The sequence below is a fragment of the Streptomyces sp. Je 1-369 genome (genome assembly GCF_026810505.1).
GTDB lineage: Bacteria > Actinomycetota > Actinomycetes > Streptomycetales > Streptomycetaceae > Streptomyces.
This window is the reverse complement of record NZ_CP101750.1, coordinates 1,179,326-1,195,734: the sequence shown is the minus strand read 5'-3', so window position 1 is coordinate 1,195,734 and position 16,409 is coordinate 1,179,326. Positions and strand designations below refer to the sequence as shown.

Genomic DNA, 16,409 nt, shown 5'->3' with positions numbered 1-16,409 from the left:
GGGCCCACTCGTCCAGGAGCAGGCCCCAGGTCAGGTCTTCGCGGCCTTTCGGGCGCGGCCGGTGGCCGTGCGGGTGCTCGTACCACTCGTAGAGCCCCGTCGCTTCGTCGTACTCGCCGCAGCCGATGAGGCCGCCCGTCGAGCCGCTCGATTCGGCGGGGCCACCCGAGAAGGGTCGCCCTGCGCTTCCCAGTACTTCTCGGCCATCTCCAACCCGGCTGTGATCCACATGACGGCGGTCATTGCGACGTGCCGTACACGGGACCAGTCCAGCCCGGCGCCCATCAGCTCGACGTACGCGGAACCCAGCGCGGTCTGGAACAGGTCGAGCTCTTGGGCGTCGTCGAGGACCTCGGCGTCCATCGGGGTGCCGGAGTCGGCCATGCGGGCGCCCTGCTCCATGAGCTTCTGCACCTTCAGGCCGTCCTCGGCGGACGGCGAGGGGATACGGAACTCCTTCACCAATCCGTCGGAGAGGCGTACCGGCAGTGTGAGCGCGTCGTCCTGGAACTCCTCCAGGACCGCGAAGTTCCCGGCCATCAGGGGGCCACCGGGTTCGTGATCGGGGTGAGCGGGCCCGTGCCGGTGAACGTGACCTGCACCTGATCCAGATCCCTCGCTTCGCCGCCCTGGGGCTCCCAGTTGGGCAGGCCCTTGCCGACGTACGCCTCGGGCAGCCCGTTGCGGTCGAAGAAGCGGAGGTGCACCTTGGACGGCTCGCCGTAGGCGAAGAACGCCAGCCGGATCGCCTCGTGCACGGCGGAGTACGCGGTCGAGTCGGGGGTGGCCTTGCGGTTGAACGTGACCTCGACCTCCCAGTCCTGGCCGGTCTTGGTGTTCTCACCCCACCCGTCGGTGTCGTAGCTCGTGTCGTCCTCGTGGTTCGGCTCGGCTGTCCACTGGAACTCGGTCACAGCGGGGCAGAGCTGCCAGTCGGGCACGGCCTCGGTGCCCATGTTGATCTCCAGCCGCCACCGGCGGGCCAGAGCGGTCTCGGTCGGCGTCGACATGACGGCCGCCTCCTTCTACTCGTACACGTGGGGTGAGGGGCGCGTCGAACGCGCGTAGTAGTTGCTGGTCAGCTCCTCGCGACCGTGCTCGTCCTGACCCATCGGGGCCTGCGACTGCCGCCAGATCAGCGAGAGCCGGACACCGCCGACGACGGTGCCCTCGCGCATGTGGAGGAGGTCGCGGACCGCGTCGGCCATGTCGAGGACCTCGCGCGGGTCCGGACCCGCACGCATGCGGATCTGCAGGCCGTCGGTCACGTCGGTCAGGCCGGTGTCCTCCACCGGGTACGGGGTGATCGCGAACGCCTTGTCGGGGGCCTCGGGCATGCGGTGCAGGAAGATCGCGATCTCGTCAGGCGCATACACCCCGGCGGGCCGGTACACGCCGAGGCCCTCGGCCGCCAAGAGCTCGGCGAGACCGGAGACGATCGAGCTGGTGTGACCCACGGGCAACCTCCGGACATGCGAAAACCCCCGCAGCGGGCGGGGGTTCGAGGTGTGGGAGGTCAGCCGCGGAAGAAGCGGCGCAGCGTGACGGCCATGAGCTGGAGCATGACCTCGCGCTCGTCGTTCATGGCGCTTTCCAGGTATTTGGCCTGGCGGCCGGGCAGGTGCTTCCAGGTGAGCTCTTCGTGCTGGCGGACCGCGTACACCGTGTCGTAGGAGATCGCGCCGTTCAGCCCGTCCACGTCCACGCGGCCGGAGCGTTCGAGGGTGCCCTCCTCCAGCGGCACACGGGTGTTGGAGACGCCGAGACCATGCTCCAGCGCACGCTGCACACCCTCGGATGCCAGACGCCGGCCGCGCGAGGTCCACAGCCTGGAGCCCTGCCAGTCCATGCGCGCGTACTGCGTCACTGGAGCTGCACCTCCAGGTGATTCGGCACCGGCAGGCCCGCACCGTCCTGCCGCACCGCCGCGATCACGACCGTCGTCCTGCCGTCAGGCAGCTTCACGCGGCTCTTCGCGGGAGCCGCGGTCTCCAGCGGCGCCCGAAGAGTCGAGGACGAGGTGACCTGCTCGCCCGCAGCGTTGCGGACGAGTCGGGTCTTCTGCTCCAGCAGGCCCCGCACCTCGACGGCCGGACCGTACACGGACCCGGTGGAGGAGTTGCCGAGGAACGGCTCCACCAACACCGTGTGCCGCTGAAGGAAGCGCGGGAACCTCATGCCGACCACACCACCTGACACAGGTCCAGATCCGCGAGGATCTCCAAGGCCTCGGGGGTCAAGGTCGTGTCGTCGGCCGACGTCGTCGGCGCCGACGGCCGAGAGAACGACAGCCCACCCGCACTGACCGACGTCCACGGGCCCGCCACGACGTCGTCGCTCTCCCCAGACCCGGCCGCGTCCCTCTTCGCCCACTCCGCGACCTGCGCGCAGGTGGCGTCACGGAACGCCGCGCGGATGTCCGTGTCGGTCGGGTAGCCCGCCGGGTCGGTGTCGTAGATCGCGGCCTTGGTGGCGGCTGACACGAGCCGTGAGGCCCGTGCCAGCAGCCGGGGAGCGTTCGCCGGGGCGGGCTGCCCGGTGAACGCCTCCAACTCGGCGGTCGTGGCGTACACCCTGCCCACGGCAGCCTCCTATGCGCTCGCGCCGACGATGACGATGTCGTACGTGACGCTCGACCCGGCCCCGGAGTTGGCGACCTTCAACAGGTCCCCGGTACCAGCGGTGACCGCGTACGCCGTGGCGTCCGCCTGCCCCGCCATCGCCCCGAACGTCGCGCCCGGCCGCAGGGTCACCGTGCCAGCCGCATTGAGCAGCGTGGCCCACTGGGTCGCCGAAGCCGCCCCGACGATCACGTTGTTCGTGTTCGCGGCGGCCGCGCTGATGTAGATGCCCTTGACCCGGGCGAAGGTGATCGCCGCGCCGAACGCGTCGAGGAGTACCCCCGCGAGGTCGAGGTCCTCCGTACCCGACGCGGCGAGCGTGCGCCGGTCGTGGAACACCCGGTCTGCCTTGCCCGCGGCGGTGCCGTCCGTGAGGTTCACGGCCCGCCGGAACTGCAGCGGGTCCGCCACCGTGGTCAGATCCAGGGCCTTGGTCTGGCCGATCGTCGCTGCCATCGACAGCGCACTCGATACAGGCATCACGATCTCCGATCAGGTCGCGATGACGAGCGGCACGTGCCGCTTGAACGCGGGCGTGGCGATCGTCGTCGGGGCTGTCGCGCCGATGCCAGAGCCGGACGTCTGAGACAGGTTGCCCTCGCCGGTCAGCACCGGCTTCGCACCGACCGAACCAACCAGGGTGGGCACCGTGGACGCAGCGATCGACAGGCCCGCGTAGTAGATGCCCGACTTAGTGATCCGCTGCGCCGACGCCAGCGCGAACACCTTCGCCGTATCCGCCGCCCACGCCTCGGACGTCTTGTCCGCCGACTGCGCCATCAGGGCGCCCGCCCCGTTGTACAGCATGGCGATCTGGTTCGTCAGCGTGCCACCAGCCGTACCCGCACTGACGAACGTCAGGTTGCTGACGAGGTCGCCGTCCTGGAGGTAGATCGCGACGGAGCACATGACGCCGGTCGCCGCGGCGGGGACGTCGTCCAGACCCACGCGGGGCAGGTTCGCCCGGTGGAAGGTGACGTCCGGATCAGGGCGGCCGGCGGAGTTGAGCCAGCCGAGGTCGTTGCGGGGGTTCCCCTTGAACGTGCCGAGGAGCGTCATGCCGACTGTCCCTTCGCGTCGTCCCCGCTCTTTTGCGGCACGGGGGTGGTCTTCCGCTCGTAGGCGGCGATCTGCTTGCGGTCCTTGCCCGCGGCCTCGGCGGCCTTGACGCGCTGCACCTCGTCGTCGTCGGCCATGTCGAGGTAGGCGATCACCTCGTCCTGGCTGCGCTTGGACGGGTCGAAGTCGACGGGGGTGACGGGCGGCTGCTGCTCGGGGGTGCCGATGCCGAGGCCGACCGAGGGGGCGGAGCCGTGGCCGAGGTTGGTCAGCGCCTCGTCAGTCTCGGGGCTGGAGGTGGCTTCGGTGTCCTCCTCGGTGGCCTCGTCGGCGGGGAAGATGCCGTAGGCCTGCCGGCGGAAGTACTCGATGGCCGCGCGGCCTTCCTTCGTCGAGTCGTCGACGTAGCCGGTGCCCTTGGTGAAGGAGACGCCAACGGACTCGCCCGTGTAGGAGCGGACGGGGGCCTCGATCCGGAACTTGTTCATGGTCATCGCACCTTCACGTTGCGCAGGACGCCGCAGGACTTCGTGTTGCGCAGGACAGCCGCAACCGGGCCCATCTCGACCTCGCCGCTCTTGACGGCGCCGGGCTGGGTGAAGTCGGGCAGGTAGGTCTCGACGAGCGGGGCGCTGGCCATCGAGGCGCCGTGGAAGGCGTCCAGGCCGAGCGACACCGCGTAGATGTCGGTGAGGCCGGTGATGGTGCCGCCCGCGCCGCCGCCGTCGGTGTCCGCCGAGCGGATCGGGATGATCGGGGCGGAGCCGTCGGCGCGGTCGCCGAGGTCGACGAGTGCCCAGTCGCCGTAGCGCTCGACGAGGACTCCGAGGTCGTTGCGCTCCGACGTGAACTGGGATGCGCGCCGGGCCAGGGCCTTGATGCGGGCGATGGACTTGGTGTTGCCGAGGATCGCCTTGACGCCCGGAGGGACGGAGCCGTCGGCGCCGGTGTCGCCGGATCCGGTCTGCGAGCCCATGATCCGAGAGAGGAAGTCGTCGAACGCGTCGAACGCGCTCATGGCGATGTCCTCGCTGTTGACCGTGGCCGGAGACCAGTCGAGGTAGCCGATCGCCACCCCCTCGGCGAGTGGCAGGTACTCCGTGGTTTGCCCGGTGAGGGCCTTGTCGAGGCCGTCGAAACCCGCGTCATCGACCGCGGTGTCACCGAGGATGAGTTCCTGCTGGAAGCGGGTCCGCATGCTCGTGAGCTTCTGCGCGAGCTGGAAGCTGATCTCGTTCGAGGCGGCGGGGCCGAGCCGAGCCAGCTTGCGGTCGACGGTGAACGCGCCGCCGAGCGGGTGGAGTTCCACGCTCTTACGCTCGCGGGTGGCCTGGTTGGGGACGTACTCCTCGTTGAACCGGCGGAACGACACCGAAGACGGCGCCAGGAGCCGGGTGTAGCCGTAGGTCAGCGAGCTGTCGCCAGTGCCCGGGGTCGCCGTGTCGTCCCACACGAAGTTGTTGAACAGCCAGCTGTTACGCCGGAGGTTGTCGATGACGGCGAAGTCGATGTCCGCCTGGGTGTTGAGCTGCGCCTGAGCGAGCGTCACGGGCATGGGGTACTCCTGATGTCAGTTTCCGTAGTGGGTTTGGACCGCTCCCGCGAGCGATCCGGCACGCTTCTTTGCCGCGCCTTCGCCGGTACCGCCGGAGAGGTCGCCGCCGCTCTTCCCCGCCGCGGCGGGGACTGCGAACGCGGCGTTCTCCTTCACCGCTTCCTTGATCGCGGTGTCGAGGGCGGTCGTGAAGCCCTTCTCGGAGGGGTCGAGCTCGGCGAGCTTGGCGACGAAAGAACGCGAGTCGAGCAGCGCGCCCGCGCGGGCCTGGAGCTTGTCGGCCCGCGTCCACACCGCGAGCTCGACGTCCTTTGCGCGGATCACCGAGTCCTTCTGGGTGATCGTGGTGTCCTTCTGCGCGATGGCGTCGGCGAGTGCCTTCGGGTCCGGCGGGGTGTCGTCCTTGACGAACCCGAGCGCCTTGCCGAGCTGCTGCGTGAGCGCTGAGACCGCGTCGTCGGCCGCCTGCTTCTTGGCGTCGGTGCGGGCCTTGCCCGCGTCCTTGCGGGCCTCGGCGAGTTCCTTCTCCAGACGCCTAACCGTGGCGGCGAGGTCGTCGCCGTCCTTACCGCTCTTGCCCTGCCCGGTGTCGGTGCCCTTGCCGGAGCCAGCACTCGAGCCGCCGCCGTCTCCGTCACCGGAGCCGCCGTCACCTCCCGAGCCGTGTTGGCCGTCACCGCTGCCGTCGCCGTTGTCGGATCCGGAGCCGTCGCCGTCCCCTCCGTCCGCGTACAGGAACGGGGAGAATGGGGCAGCACCGTAGGGGTGTGCCCATCCGGCGCCTGCGAGTCGGTATCGGGGCAGGGTCTTCTTCGGCATCGTGCCCTCCGGGGCATATGTCGCCCGCGCCTGGCGAGCTTGGGGGCGGGCCGCGCCTGGCGTGCCCGAGGGATGTGCAGATGGCCCGCGCCTGGCGGGCCTTCAGGAGTGACCCGCACCAGGCGGATCGGTGTTCCCGGCCCGCACCAGGCGGGCCGAAGCCAGAGTCGTGACGCCGCGCGCCCATCGCCCTACCTTCGAGAGATGAGCGATATCCGGGATCAGTGGAAGCCTGATGGAACCTGCCCGAGTTGCGAACAGACTCGGTACGCCCGCTACACGGTGGACGCCGATGGCGAGGTGATCGGCCGGGCTATGGGGCAGAAGTGCGACGGACACTGCACGCCTGAACAAGTTTCAGATGCCGAGGACGCTGCCGAGGAGGCGTAGTCAGCGAGCGCCTAGCTGCTCACGCTGCGGCTTGCGCCGTAGGTCGTCATGGGCTTCCACATGCTCGCGCTGCGCAGCCTGCCACTTGCGCACGAATGCGCTGGCACGGCGGCGTGCTGCGTCATCCATGGCGACGGCCTGCGCGCGTTTCCAGCGGCGGATGTGCCGCTCGATCTGTCGCTGCCGCTGGGTGTCCTCGTACGTCGTGCCGGGCGTCGCGTGATGCGGCGGCCGCGTCGTCACTCCGGGCAGGTACGCGGCCAAGCTGTGGCGGCAGTTCGGATGGAACAGGCCCTTCGAGCGGGCCTCGACGAGCGACCCGGCCACGTGCACCACGACCGTCCGCGTCGGCGCGAGCCAACCGCCAGGCTGCACCGTGTGCTCGGCCACGACCGTGTGCGGACCCGCTTCGCCGGACAGATCCAGCACCTCGCCCTCCCACTGCGCGCACAGCGGGCACTCCAGCGGCGCGTCGGAGACGATGACCAGGCCCACCCCGATCTCCGCGAGGGCATCCGTGTGCCCCTCGATCGCCGCCCGTGCGGTAACTGACCGGACCGCCATCTCGGCATACGAGGCCATGTCCCAGGAACGCCCGGCTTTGTCGACAAACCCGGTGATGCCGCGGGCCGCGAACTGATCGAGGGCCCGCTGCGAGGCCTGCCGCCGCGTCATAGCGCCGAGCAGCAACCCGCCCGACGCGCGGCCCACGATCGACCGGAACGCGTCCACCACCGCGCGCGTGATGCGCACGTACAGCGGGCGCGTGTCCTGCGCGAGCGACGCCGCCAGCCGGTCCACCGCGGGCGCGCCCGGAAGGGTGCGGCGAGCGACGAGCTCACGGCCGATGTCCAGCGCACCGAGCTCGGCGACAGCCGCCTGCCGACCGCGGTTGTACGCCTCGACGAGGGCCTCGCGGACCTTGCCGTCCGTGTCGGCCTGGAGCGCTTCGGTGACCGCCTCGACTGCCGTCCGCAGGTTCCCGATCGCGGCGAGCTTCAGCTCCGCCCACCGCGGCGACTCAAGGTCCGCCTCCAGGGCTTTAGCGAGGCGCTCCAGGAGAGCGCCCTCGGCGTCCTCGTAGAGCCGGACGACCTCACTAGCCAAGTCCTCCGCCATCGCTGGGGAAACCGGCATGCGGCACCCCCTCACCCTCGGCCCCGGTAAGGGCCGGATCGGCGACGTCGCGGCCGGACTCCTTCAGGATCCGGTCGACCTCTTCGCGCTGCGCGGTCTCGTCAAGGTCGGGCCGGGTGAGGCCAACGAGGGTCTCCGTGGACGCGGCCTCGGCACGGCGCAGCAACTCGGCGGTCTCGGCGAGGGTCTTGATGTCGTCCTGCACCGAGTCCTGGAACTCAACTCGCGGCCGCTCGACCTGGACGGTTGGGGCGCCAGGGAACATGGGCGAGGCGAGGAGCATGAGCCACGACTCGGTGATGTCCGCGATGCCCGGGACGGAAAGCTCCGCCTTACGGGCGCGGGTGGTCATACTCCGCGCCGTTCTCGCCTTGATCTCCGTGGCGGTCACCGCGGCGCCGTCACCGTCGTCCCCGAACGTTCCGCCGGAGTAGCCCGCGTTGCGGATGACCTTGCCCGCGAACTCCTCGATCGTGGCCCGATGCTCCTCGTGCCGGATCGCGAACTGGTTCACCGTGATGGACTGGTCCGCGGTGGGCGGGATGTTCATTGCCGCGTACACCTCGCGGTCCTGCCACAGCGCCCCATCACCAGGCCCGTTGGACTGGAGGTACCCGGACGGCACGATGATCCGCGCCTTGGCCAGACGGATGTCCCGCATCCACGACGTGTACGTCTCGTCGATCGCCGACAGGAACGTCTCCGCGCCCTGGAAGTCCGACGTGCCGAGGCCTGCGGCGCCGGGGATGTCGATCCAGTCGGGGGCGTCCATGGTGTTCGGGACGTACGAGGCGAGGATCCGCCGCTCCATGCCGACGGGGAGCTGCCGCACGGGCAGGAGGCCCTTCGTGGCCGTGAACTCGTCCAAGCCGCGGGGCTTGCCGAGGTTGTCCTCGGTGCCCTCGTACACGCCGTGCAGGATGACACCCGGCTCGTGGCGCTCCAGGTGGCGGACGACGCGCTGACCGTCGACCTCCAGGACCGTCCAGAACGTCACCGCGCGCAGGCGCTCGCCGTGCACAAACTCAGGGACGGCGCAGTCGGCCCGGACGCGGCTGATCCACGGCAGGGGGCTGACGTCGTCGTCCCACACGATCCGCAGGTAGGAGCCGCCGAGCGCGGCCCCGGTCTCGCCCGCGGCGATCAGGGTGCGCTTGAGACCGGTGTTCAGGAGCTCTTCGAGGACCTCCTGGGTGGCCGTGTGGTCGACCTTCAGGGCAGGCGGCTCGGAGTACAGGAGGTCGGAGGAGGTGCGGGCGATGTCCCGGGCGAGCGGCATGAGGAGGTTGGCGCGCTTCTCGCCGAGGGGGGTCGGCTCACCCCAGAACCAGCGGGACACGCGGCCGACGACGCCGCCGCGGTACTGGCTCGGCCGGTTCTCGGCGGGCCCGAAGCGCGCGTTGTCGCGGTGCCGGTTGAGGTAGCGGTAGGCGAGCCTGTCCGGGTTCGCGGCGAGCCAGGCAGACCAGTCCGCCATGTCGGCCCGCACCGCGGGGTGGACGGGCGGCCAGGCGATGCCCTTACTCGGGAGCGGCATCGTCCACCCCCTCGTCGGTGTTCTGCTGCTCGGCCTCGCGTGCTCGTGCTGCTTCGTCCATGGCGTCGGCCGTCTCACGCAACGCGGCCGAGATGTCGAACGCGGTCAGCGTGATGACGCCGCGCGAGTCCGCGGTGAGCTCGATGGTTCCGATCTCCACGGTGGAGCCGCCGCCGATGCTCAGGTACACGGGAATCGACACAGTTGCCGCCATCACGCAGCCACCTCCAGGGATGTCACCGGCAGCAGGTGCCGCCACTCATGCACCGAGCTGTGCAGCCCGTACCGCAGTCCGTCCACGCTGTGGTCGTCGACCTTCAGCGGCTTGTCCTCGCCCTTCGCGGACGCCTTCTCGTCCCACACGTACGAGGGCAACTCCTGGAGGAGGCCCGTGCACGAGCGGTGGATGGACAGGACGTCCTCGCCGAACGCCGTGCTGACGCTTCGGATGCCGTCCTTCACGTCGTTGTTGGCCTTCGCCACCCCGGGCACTCCGTCCGCCCACAGCTGCGTCATGAAGCTCGCCGCCGACGGGTCCACGAAGATCCAGGAAGGCTGGACGCCCTTCTGCCCGCGGTGTTCGTAGTTCGCCAGCCAGCGGCGCACCCCGACGCTGTACTGCGCGTCGGTCATCTGCCTGCGCGCGACCCGTGAGTCGTGCCGGTACTCGCTAGCCACGTACAGCCGGTCGTCCGTGCCGATCCCGATGAGCAGGGCGGCGAACGGGTTGACGGTGCCGTAGTCCAGGCCCACGCACATCCACCGGGAGATCTCCGGGACCAGGTCGACGACATGCTTCGCCTCGTCGAACGCGTCGTAGATGACGCCCTCGGCCAGGCACCACTCGCCGAGGATGTACCGGCGGAAGAACAGCCCCTGATGCGACCGCCGCAACGAGGCCACGTAGTCGGCCGGCAGGGTGGGGTTGTCGTCCAGCGTGAACGAGAACCGGGCCAGGTCGAGGGCGTCCGGGTCTTGCGTCTCCACCAGGGTTCCGTCGCGGCGCAGGTGCAGGCGGGCGCGGTCGAGGTACTGCTTCTTCAGCCAGTGGTTCGGGCCCTCGGGGTTGGTCGTGGCGAACCACTGCGCCCCGGCGACGCTGAGGCGGGTCTCCAGCATCTGGAAGAACGTCTCGGGGTACGTGGTCACCTCGTCGCAGTACGCGCCCGCGAGGGTCAACCCCTTGATCTTGTCGACGGCCTTCTCATCGTTCGCCCCAGCCACGTAGATCGTGCGGCCGAAGATCACGACCTCGCCCGCACCGGCCCGGTAGACGCAGCGCTTCTTGCCGACCATCTGCTCGATGACGTCGATGATGTTCCGCTTCAGCGTCCGCTCGGTCTTGCCGACCATGAGCAGGGCGCCGGGCGGGCCGGTGCGGATGTACCGCAGCCACACCATGATCGACCCGATCGTCTTGCCCGAGCGGACCGCGCCCTCCCACAGATTCCCGCGCGCGGCCGCCAGCTGCGTCGCGCGCAGGGACTTCCCGGCCAGGGGCTTGAACATCGCCGCCCCCTACTCGCCGCCGATCATTCCCCTCAGCCATTTGTCGACGGCCGCCAGGCCCTCGGTGTCCTCGCGCTCCGGGGGAACGAGCTTCAGGCTCTTCTCGATGGCGATGCCGGCCGACGCCATCAGGTCCTTCTTCGCGTCAGCCGGGGGCTCGTCGACCTTGCGCTCGGTGTACGAGTTCGAGGAGCCGCCGATACGGAAGACGGTCGAGGGCTCCCACAGTTGGGCGCTCAGCCGCTCGGCATCGTCCTGGAGGGCTTCGGCGAGCATGGCGCGGCGGTCGGCGAGTTGGGCGACGCGGTGGCGGGTGGCTTCCTCGGTCATGGTGACGTCGAAGACGAGTCCCTCCTCGCCGCACACGATGCTGACGGTGCGTGGGGCGCGGCCGATGAGGCGGGCGATCTCGTTGCGGCCCTTGCCCTCACCGTGCAGGCGGATGATCTCGGCGCGTTCGGCGTCGGTGACCTTGCGCATGTCCCGGCGTACGGCCACGGGGTCACCTCCTGTGGGCGTGCGAAGGCCCGGCCGCTCACGGGAGGGGCCGGGCCGGTCTACGGATGGATCAGCAGGACTCTTCGAACTTCACCGCGTTGAGCTTCACCGGCTGCCCGTCGAGCTTGGCGCCCGCGGTGGGCTCCTGCGAGCACACCTTCCAGTTCGACTCCATGAGGATGAACCGGCTCTGCCCGGAAGCGTCCTCAACGGTGAGGCTCGTCCCGGAATCGAGGGCACCGCGCGCGACCTTGACGGCCTTGCCCTTGAAGTCGGGCATCGTCGCACCTGCGGCCTGCGGTTCCTCGGCGCCGGCGTCCTTGCCCGGGCAGGTCTCTTCGAGCTTCACCGTGGCGAAGTCGACCTTCGCGTCGGTCGGGTGGTCGCCGGCCTTCGGGGTCTGCGAGCAGATCTTCCAGTTCCGGTCGAAGGCCTGCATGCGGTCGCGGCCGAGCGCGTCGTGGGAGGTGAGGGCGTAGAACCCGGCCTTCTGCGCCTGGTCCTGCGCGGACTGGAGGCCCTTGCCGGTCATGTCGGGCAGTGCCGCTGTCTCGGTTTTCTCGCTCGCGTCCTTGGTGGCGGCGGGCTTGTCCTGGCTGGTGCCGGTGCTGGTGTCCTCGTCGGGGCCGCAGCTGGTGAGTGCGAGGAGGCTGGCGCTCGCGATGAGTGCCGCGATGGTGGTGCGGGTGTGCATGATCCCCCCTGGGATGCGCGTGTGCTGAAAGGGGCATCATGCGGCATGTGGGGAGATCGTGAAGGCATAGTGACGTCGCTGTGACACGGTGATGGCGGAGCAAGGCCTGTATACGCGTCAGGCCCGCGCGGTGGCGGGCCTGTTGTTTCCGGGCATGCCGGATCTGCGGCTCAGTGTGGGGCACGATCGATCGGAACGCAACTACGGGCGTAGTGATCGGGCACCAAGGGCGGTGCGAAGAGGTCCGCCCCTGACGGTGGGGGCGGGCCTGCTGTGTGTGCGGGTCAGTAGCGCGTGAGCTGGTCGGCGGGCTGGAGTCCGTTGTGCATCTGCCCCTCGCGGTCGAAGGTCTTGATCCGGCACATCAGGTCCGGGCCGAGCTGCAGGACATCCACGACGTGGAACTGGACGTACTCACCACGGCCGTTGATGGCGAAGCCGCTGGCGCGGCGGAGGAGGACCGTGTCGCCGACGTTGATTTCGATAGACACGAGCTTCTCCCTGGGGTCAGGCGGCGAGCAGTAGGCGGGCGGCGAGCTGGTGGTGGCAGTGCGAGCCCTTCAGTCCGGCGGGGCAGGTGCAGGCGGTGGGGGCGCTGCGGTAGGTCTCGGTGCCGTCGGTGGAGGCGGTGAGGAAGACGACGCTGCGGAGGGGGGTGATCGCGGCGTCGGCGATCAACTCGCGGGCCGACTGCACCTGGTGGGGCTTGTAGTCGGCGAGGTCGACGGCTGAGGTGCGGATCTTGCGGGCGCAGGTGGGGCCATAGCCGGTGGCGCAGCTCTTGGCGCTGGTGAGGGTGCGGCCGCAGCGGAGGCAGTTGGTGTGGGTTGTGGTGTTCTGCATTGCTGCCCCCCCGGTCGTTAACTTTGTGGGTACACGGTAAACGTGAACCGTGTACCCACACAAGAGGTGGCGCCAAACTAACTGTGTGGGAACATGAGGCTCATGGCTGAGACGTCGACGGACCACACCTTCAGCACCAAGTTCCGCATCCCACGCCGCATGTGGGACGCCTACGGAACCGCCGCCGGACGACAGGGCATTGATCGCAGCGCCGACCTCGTCGAGCATGTGCGCACGTTCATTCAGCAACACGGCGACGAGCACGAGCTCGCCGAGCTCGCCGCCGCCGAGGAGGAACTGGCCGAGCGGCGCGCGCGCAAAGGCGGCCGGCCGAAAAAGGAGGCAAACACGTGAGTGACCTGCCACAGGGCGAGATCGACTGCCCTCACTGCCACGCCACCCAGGACGCCCAGGACGTGCGCATCATCGTCGGCCGCACAGACGGGACAGTCGTCGAGATCCGGCACGTAGAGGGCTGCGTGGACTACCCGGAGCGCCCAGGCGAGACGCCCACCGCATGACGAGGGCCCCGCCCGGAATCACCGGGCGGGGCCCTCTGCATCATCAGCCCGGGAAGTCGTCCCCGAGTACAGCCCGCCGCTCCCGCTCCGCCCGCCGATTGAGAGCGCTCGTCATCCGCACCGCCACCACGGTCGCCACGATGCCCAGCCCCCCGAACACCACCTGCGTCACCACACTGACTATGCGGATGTCCTGCGAGGCGATGATGACGCCGAGCCCCACCCAGCCCCCGCACATCCACGCGAACCATATCCGCAGCTTTTCGACCCTGACGGCCTTCTGCACGTCGCTGTACCTGGACACCTGCACCCCCTGGTGTATGCGGCTGTGGCGCCGGAGCGTAGCGGGGCGGGGAGCCGGCTGGGGCGGGAACGGCGTAGGCCCCGCCAGTGCGGCGGGGCCCGGCGCCGAGGTCAGTCCTCCCAGTGCATTTCGGGGACCGCCGGGAGCCCGGCGGCTTCACGCCGGTCCATCTCGGCACGAACGGCGTCGGCTGTCTCATCGGACATGCTGGCCACGGTCGGTCGGTGCAGCGGGTCGTCGGCGAGGTCGTCGTATTCGGTCTCGTCGGCGAGTTGGTCGGTGTAGTGGTCGGGGTCGTATCCGAGCTCGCTGTCGGGGTCGTCCATGTGCATGGTGGTGTCCCTTCTGTGTGCACGCCCGTGGCGATATGGGTGAGGCCCCGCCGCAACGGGGGTGCGGCGGGGCCTCGGTCTCAGTGTGGACTGGGTCAGATACAGGGGAAGTGTGAGACGGGGAAATGCCCGCCGCAGCGGGCGCAGTAGTACGTCGTGTGGTCGATACCGAGGGCGGCGCGGATACGCGCCAGGCGTCGTCGCATGATGGTGGTCCTGTCTCGTGTGTGCGGGATGAGGACCGGGGCGGTCGGTCAGCTGCCAGGCGGGCGGCCGCCCCGGGGTTCAGTGGGTGGGCGTGTAGCGGGCGAGCAGCACGGGCTGCTGCACCGTGACGACGTCCCCGGTGATCTCGACCGAGCGCTCGTCGTACAGCACCTCGGTCATGGCCAGGCGCAGGATGTGCCCGGTGGTGGGGTGCGAGGCATCCCAGGTCTTTCCGTCGTCGTAGCTGGCCTGCGCTGCGTAGGGCGCGGCCGGGTCGATGTCGGCGACGGGCGGACTGTCGAAGATCCGCAGCCACCGGTCGTGATCGCGCTTCGGTGGCGTCTTCATCAGCTGTAGGAGTGCAGTCGGGCGGACGCGGCGCGAGCGGCGCGGAGTCCGTCGGCGGGGCTCAGCTCCTGCGCCAGGTCACGCTCGTCGGCGTCGAGGTGCGGGGCGTGGTCGTGAGCGATGGCATCGACCACCGCCTCGTACAGCATCGAATCCGTGGTGTCGCCGTACGGCATCTGCCAGTTGGCGTCACCGTGGATGGCGAGGCGGGCCGCTGCGTCAGCGTCGAGCCGGGGGTCTGTCTCCATCGCGCGGATGGTGGCGTCGAGGGCCTCGGCGGTCTGCGGGTGGGTGGGCATGGTCATGGACTTCTCCACGGGCGGTAGACGGCGGGTAGATACGGCGGTAGACGGTGGTAGATGAGCCGGTAGACGTGCAGGTCAGACGGCGGTAGACGGCGTGGTAGACGTCCCTTGCGGCGCGGCTGGGGAAGGGGCCAGATCCTCACGCCGGACGCCCCGCGTGGGGCCCCCGCCGCAGGCCTTGACCTTGGGGTGGACGGGGATGTTCTGGGCCTCCAGACGGGAGCGCAGATCGGCGATCGTCCAGGAGGCCGTCAGCGACGCCGTCTCGGGGTCTCGCTGGAGGTGCTGCAGGACGGTGCGCAGGTGCACCGCGGAGCCCGTGCCCATGAGGTCGAGGAGGAGGGTCCGGAGTGCCTCGCCGTCGCCCCCGGAAGGGACCCCGGCGGGGTACTCCTCCGCGGGGGGAGGGGGACGTTTGCGGGAGGCTCTCCAGGCGGCGCCGAGCCACAGCGCGCCGAGGAGCCACAGCAGCCAGGGCAGGGCCCGCACGATGCGGGCGGCGAGGTAGGCCCCCAGGCCCAGCACAAGGGCGCGGACGAGGATGCCGAGGACAGCCTTCCAGCCGGTCAGATCCTCGCGGCGGCCACGCGCGCACCAGGCAGCCGCCCCGGCGAAAAGTCGCCGGGTCAGGATGCTGGAGCCGGTGGCGATCCGGTCGGCGGCTCGGGAGAGGCGGCTCACAGGACCCCCGTCCCCTGCACCGCGTCGACCACGGCGACGCCGGTCGTGTTCAGGGCATCGGGCAGCCAGGCCAGGGCGCCCGCCACGCCTGCGGTGAGCAGCAGGACGGATCCGACGAAGGCCCCGCCGAGGATCCTCTTCTTGTCCTGCTTCCCGGCGGCCTTGTAGGCGAGCACGACCAGGAAGACGACGCACACGGCGATGACGGCTCCGGTGGCGCTGAGGCCGAGGAGCTGTCCGTTGGTGATTCCGGAGGCGGAGCTGGTGCCGGTGGCTACGGAACCGGTGCGTTCGCCTGCGCCGTTGGCGATGGTGCCGGAGCGGGTGTGGGCCCAGCCGAGGAGGCCGCCGGGGCAGGCGGCGGCGCAGGCCGCCGCGATGAAGCCTTTGCCGAACGCGGCGAGCTGCTTCATTTCCCGGTTGCCGGTCCACCACGGGTACAGGTTGGCGATCAGGACCAGGAGGGCGGCGAGGAGACCGCCGAGGGTCAGGGTGGCGGTGCCGGTCATCGGGAGACTCCGGTGAGGAAGAGGAAGGGATCCCACCAGTCCATGACGCCGAGCGCGCCGACCATCGAGGTGACGAGCAGGGCGCGGTGCAGGAGGCGGCCGGTGCGGTCGAGGAGCAGCGCCGCCCCGATGCCAACGCCTGCCAGGACGTAAGCGGCGCCAACGGATGCGGTGGTGCGGGCGTCGTGCAGGGCGGCGCCCCAGCCGGTCGCCAGGCTGTAACCGTCGAACACCGGGAGCAGGGCGATCCCGGCGGCGGCGAGGGACTGCCAGGGGCGCAGCCAGTTCCACAGCCACTGCCAGCGCGACGGCTCGGGCTCCACGGGTACGGGCGCGTAGGTGACGCGCAGCTCGATCGTGCCGGGTGCCGGGGGCGGCGGCCACCACGGCGGCGGTGGCGTGGCCGCGGCAGGCGGTGCGGGAGGAGGCGGCGGGGTGTGCCAGGGCGGGACCTCGCCGGGCTGGGGCGGCCGCGCGGGCAGGGGTGCGGCGGCGGGGATGACGCGGGTCGGAGTGATGGGCGGTGGTTTGTCGGTCACG

28 protein-coding genes are annotated in these 16,409 nt (G+C 70.0%); 2 read left to right on the top strand and 26 right to left on the bottom strand.

The features are described from left to right. Positions 1-30 precede the first annotated feature (30 nt). From NOO62_RS05485 to NOO62_RS05395, 19 genes are all read right to left on the bottom strand, one after another. Complete coding sequence (locus NOO62_RS05485) at positions 31-540, bottom strand: hypothetical protein (protein ID WP_268769773.1); 510 nt, start codon at positions 538-540, stop codon at positions 31-33. Then, complete coding sequence (locus NOO62_RS05480; RefSeq protein ID WP_268769772.1) at positions 540-1,010, bottom strand: phage tail tube protein; 471 nt, start codon at positions 1,008-1,010, stop codon at positions 540-542. The genes NOO62_RS05485 and NOO62_RS05480 overlap by 1 nt, the downstream gene beginning before the upstream one ends. A 15-nt stretch (positions 1,011-1,025) precedes the next feature. Then, on the bottom strand, positions 1,026-1,457 hold the full coding sequence (locus tag NOO62_RS05475; protein ID WP_268769771.1) for a minor capsid protein: 432 nt from the start codon (positions 1,455-1,457) through the stop codon (positions 1,026-1,028). Positions 1,458-1,516: 59 nt separating this feature from the next. Then, the gene (locus tag NOO62_RS05470; protein WP_268769770.1) at positions 1,517-1,867 is read right to left on the bottom strand and encodes a hypothetical protein; all 351 of its coding nucleotides are present in this window, start codon (positions 1,865-1,867) and stop codon (positions 1,517-1,519) included. Then, entirely contained in the window at positions 1,864-2,178 is a 315-nt protein-coding gene (locus tag NOO62_RS05465) for a hypothetical protein (RefSeq protein WP_268769769.1), read from the bottom strand. Before NOO62_RS05465 ends, NOO62_RS05470 begins: the two co-directional genes overlap by 4 nt. Then, positions 2,175-2,582 (bottom strand): hypothetical protein, encoded by a 408-nt coding sequence (locus NOO62_RS05460; protein WP_268769768.1) that lies wholly within the window; start codon positions 2,580-2,582, stop codon positions 2,175-2,177. The genes NOO62_RS05465 and NOO62_RS05460 overlap by 4 nt, the downstream gene beginning before the upstream one ends. Before the next feature lie 9 nt (positions 2,583-2,591). Beyond that, complete coding sequence (locus tag NOO62_RS05455; protein ID WP_268769767.1) at positions 2,592-3,101, bottom strand: hypothetical protein; 510 nt, start codon at positions 3,099-3,101, stop codon at positions 2,592-2,594. A gap of 12 nt (positions 3,102-3,113) precedes the next feature. Next, on the bottom strand, positions 3,114-3,680 hold the full coding sequence (locus tag NOO62_RS05450) for a hypothetical protein (protein WP_268769766.1): 567 nt from the start codon (positions 3,678-3,680) through the stop codon (positions 3,114-3,116). After that, positions 3,677-4,168 carry a hypothetical protein gene (locus tag NOO62_RS05445; protein WP_268769765.1) on the bottom strand — a complete coding sequence of 164 codons (492 nt, stop codon included), beginning with the start codon at positions 4,166-4,168 and terminating at the stop codon, positions 3,677-3,679. The genes NOO62_RS05450 and NOO62_RS05445 overlap by 4 nt, the downstream gene beginning before the upstream one ends. Before the next feature lie 2 nt (positions 4,169-4,170). Continuing rightward, a complete protein-coding gene (locus NOO62_RS05440) occupies positions 4,171-5,235 on the bottom strand; it encodes a major capsid protein (RefSeq protein WP_268769764.1) in 1,065 nt (354 codons plus the stop codon). Between the two features lie 15 nt (positions 5,236-5,250). After that, positions 5,251-6,054 carry a hypothetical protein gene (locus NOO62_RS05435; RefSeq protein ID WP_268769763.1) on the bottom strand — a complete coding sequence of 268 codons (804 nt, stop codon included), beginning with the start codon at positions 6,052-6,054 and terminating at the stop codon, positions 5,251-5,253. Between the two features lie 390 nt (positions 6,055-6,444). After that, positions 6,445-7,581 (bottom strand): phage minor capsid protein, encoded by a 1,137-nt coding sequence (locus NOO62_RS05430; protein WP_268769762.1) that lies wholly within the window; start codon positions 7,579-7,581, stop codon positions 6,445-6,447. Continuing rightward, positions 7,544-9,118 carry a capsid protein gene (locus tag NOO62_RS05425; RefSeq protein ID WP_268769761.1) on the bottom strand — a complete coding sequence of 525 codons (1,575 nt, stop codon included), beginning with the start codon at positions 9,116-9,118 and terminating at the stop codon, positions 7,544-7,546. Before NOO62_RS05425 ends, NOO62_RS05430 begins: the two co-directional genes overlap by 38 nt. After that, positions 9,102-9,332, bottom strand: a complete 231-nt coding sequence (locus NOO62_RS05420; protein WP_268769760.1) for a hypothetical protein — start codon at positions 9,330-9,332, stop codon at positions 9,102-9,104. Before NOO62_RS05420 ends, NOO62_RS05425 begins: the two co-directional genes overlap by 17 nt. Then, complete coding sequence (locus tag NOO62_RS05415; RefSeq protein ID WP_268769759.1) at positions 9,332-10,627, bottom strand: PBSX family phage terminase large subunit; 1,296 nt, start codon at positions 10,625-10,627, stop codon at positions 9,332-9,334. Before NOO62_RS05415 ends, NOO62_RS05420 begins: the two co-directional genes overlap by 1 nt. Positions 10,628-10,636: 9 nt before the next feature. Continuing rightward, positions 10,637-11,125 (bottom strand): helix-turn-helix domain-containing protein, encoded by a 489-nt coding sequence (locus tag NOO62_RS05410; RefSeq protein WP_268769758.1) that lies wholly within the window; start codon positions 11,123-11,125, stop codon positions 10,637-10,639. A gap of 70 nt (positions 11,126-11,195) precedes the next feature. Continuing rightward, positions 11,196-11,819 carry a hypothetical protein gene (locus NOO62_RS05405; RefSeq protein ID WP_268769757.1) on the bottom strand — a complete coding sequence of 208 codons (624 nt, stop codon included), beginning with the start codon at positions 11,817-11,819 and terminating at the stop codon, positions 11,196-11,198. A gap of 284 nt (positions 11,820-12,103) precedes the next feature. Then, on the bottom strand, positions 12,104-12,310 hold the full coding sequence (locus NOO62_RS05400) for a hypothetical protein (protein ID WP_268769756.1): 207 nt from the start codon (positions 12,308-12,310) through the stop codon (positions 12,104-12,106). Between the two features lie 16 nt (positions 12,311-12,326). Continuing rightward, positions 12,327-12,662, bottom strand: coding sequence for a DUF6011 domain-containing protein (locus NOO62_RS05395; protein WP_268769755.1), 336 nt, complete (start codon positions 12,660-12,662; stop codon positions 12,327-12,329). Positions 12,663-12,764: 102 nt separating this feature from the next. On the opposite strand from NOO62_RS05395, the gene NOO62_RS05390 reads away from it, so the two are divergent. After that, entirely contained in the window at positions 12,765-13,016 is a 252-nt protein-coding gene (locus NOO62_RS05390) for a hypothetical protein (RefSeq protein ID WP_268769754.1), read from the top strand. Then, positions 13,013-13,183, top strand: coding sequence for a hypothetical protein (locus NOO62_RS05385; protein ID WP_268769753.1), 171 nt, complete (start codon positions 13,013-13,015; stop codon positions 13,181-13,183). The genes NOO62_RS05390 and NOO62_RS05385 overlap by 4 nt, the downstream gene beginning before the upstream one ends. A 43-nt stretch (positions 13,184-13,226) precedes the next feature. On the opposite strand, the gene NOO62_RS05380 is transcribed toward NOO62_RS05385, so the two are convergent. The 7 genes from NOO62_RS05380 to NOO62_RS05350 all read right to left on the bottom strand — a co-directional run bounded on the left by NOO62_RS05380 (position 13,227) and on the right by NOO62_RS05350 (position 16,408). Then, positions 13,227-13,487, bottom strand: a complete 261-nt coding sequence (locus NOO62_RS05380) for a hypothetical protein (protein ID WP_268769752.1) — start codon at positions 13,485-13,487, stop codon at positions 13,227-13,229. 110 nt (positions 13,488-13,597) lie between these two features. After that, a complete protein-coding gene (locus NOO62_RS05375) occupies positions 13,598-13,819 on the bottom strand; it encodes a hypothetical protein (protein ID WP_268769751.1) in 222 nt (73 codons plus the stop codon). 285 nt (positions 13,820-14,104) lie between these two features. Then, positions 14,105-14,374: a hypothetical protein gene (locus NOO62_RS05370; protein WP_268769750.1), complete on the bottom strand. Its 270-nt coding sequence runs from the start codon at positions 14,372-14,374 to the stop codon at positions 14,105-14,107. After that, positions 14,374-14,679, bottom strand: coding sequence for a hypothetical protein (locus NOO62_RS05365; protein WP_268769749.1), 306 nt, complete (start codon positions 14,677-14,679; stop codon positions 14,374-14,376). The genes NOO62_RS05370 and NOO62_RS05365 overlap by 1 nt, the downstream gene beginning before the upstream one ends. Before the next feature lie 75 nt (positions 14,680-14,754). Beyond that, on the bottom strand, positions 14,755-15,360 hold the full coding sequence (locus NOO62_RS05360) for a hypothetical protein (protein ID WP_268769748.1): 606 nt from the start codon (positions 15,358-15,360) through the stop codon (positions 14,755-14,757). Continuing rightward, positions 15,357-15,869: a hypothetical protein gene (locus tag NOO62_RS05355; RefSeq protein ID WP_268769747.1), complete on the bottom strand. Its 513-nt coding sequence runs from the start codon at positions 15,867-15,869 to the stop codon at positions 15,357-15,359. Before NOO62_RS05355 ends, NOO62_RS05360 begins: the two co-directional genes overlap by 4 nt. Continuing rightward, complete coding sequence (locus NOO62_RS05350) at positions 15,866-16,408, bottom strand: hypothetical protein (RefSeq protein ID WP_268769746.1); 543 nt, start codon at positions 16,406-16,408, stop codon at positions 15,866-15,868. Before NOO62_RS05350 ends, NOO62_RS05355 begins: the two co-directional genes overlap by 4 nt. Position 16,409: the final 1 nt, after the last annotated feature.

Bases quoted from the DNA above. Each gene is read 5' to 3' on its own strand.
- NOO62_RS05485 (WP_268769773.1), bottom strand. From the start codon at position 540: ATGGCCGGGAACTTCGCGGTCCTGGAGGAGTTCCAGGACGACGCGCTC.
- NOO62_RS05480 (WP_268769772.1), bottom strand. From the start codon at position 1,010: ATGTCGACGCCGACCGAGACCGCTCTGGCCCGCCGGTGGCGGCTGGAG.
- NOO62_RS05465 (WP_268769769.1), bottom strand. From the start codon at position 2,178: ATGAGGTTCCCGCGCTTCCTTCAGCGGCACACGGTGTTGGTGGAGCCG.
- NOO62_RS05455 (WP_268769767.1), bottom strand. From the start codon at position 3,101: ATGCCTGTATCGAGTGCGCTGTCGATGGCAGCGACGATCGGCCAGACC.
- NOO62_RS05450 (WP_268769766.1), bottom strand. From the start codon at position 3,680: ATGACGCTCCTCGGCACGTTCAAGGGGAACCCCCGCAACGACCTCGGC.
- NOO62_RS05445 (WP_268769765.1), bottom strand. From the start codon at position 4,168: ATGAACAAGTTCCGGATCGAGGCCCCCGTCCGCTCCTACACGGGCGAG.
- NOO62_RS05440 (WP_268769764.1), bottom strand. From the start codon at position 5,235: ATGCCCGTGACGCTCGCTCAGGCGCAGCTCAACACCCAGGCGGACATC.
- NOO62_RS05435 (WP_268769763.1), bottom strand. From the start codon at position 6,054: ATGCCGAAGAAGACCCTGCCCCGATACCGACTCGCAGGCGCCGGATGG.
- NOO62_RS05430 (WP_268769762.1), bottom strand. From the start codon at position 7,581: ATGCCGGTTTCCCCAGCGATGGCGGAGGACTTGGCTAGTGAGGTCGTC.
- NOO62_RS05425 (WP_268769761.1), bottom strand. From the start codon at position 9,118: ATGCCGCTCCCGAGTAAGGGCATCGCCTGGCCGCCCGTCCACCCCGCG.
- NOO62_RS05420 (WP_268769760.1), bottom strand. From the start codon at position 9,332: ATGGCGGCAACTGTGTCGATTCCCGTGTACCTGAGCATCGGCGGCGGC.
- NOO62_RS05415 (WP_268769759.1), bottom strand. From the start codon at position 10,627: ATGTTCAAGCCCCTGGCCGGGAAGTCCCTGCGCGCGACGCAGCTGGCG.
- NOO62_RS05405 (WP_268769757.1), bottom strand. From the start codon at position 11,819: ATGCACACCCGCACCACCATCGCGGCACTCATCGCGAGCGCCAGCCTC.
- NOO62_RS05395 (WP_268769755.1), bottom strand. From the start codon at position 12,662: ATGCAGAACACCACAACCCACACCAACTGCCTCCGCTGCGGCCGCACC.
- NOO62_RS05390 (WP_268769754.1), top strand. From the start codon at position 12,765: ATGGCTGAGACGTCGACGGACCACACCTTCAGCACCAAGTTCCGCATC.
- NOO62_RS05375 (WP_268769751.1), bottom strand. From the start codon at position 13,819: ATGCACATGGACGACCCCGACAGCGAGCTCGGATACGACCCCGACCAC.
- NOO62_RS05370 (WP_268769750.1), bottom strand. From the start codon at position 14,374: ATGAAGACGCCACCGAAGCGCGATCACGACCGGTGGCTGCGGATCTTC.
- NOO62_RS05365 (WP_268769749.1), bottom strand. From the start codon at position 14,679: ATGACCATGCCCACCCACCCGCAGACCGCCGAGGCCCTCGACGCCACC.
- NOO62_RS05355 (WP_268769747.1), bottom strand. From the start codon at position 15,869: ATGACCGGCACCGCCACCCTGACCCTCGGCGGTCTCCTCGCCGCCCTC.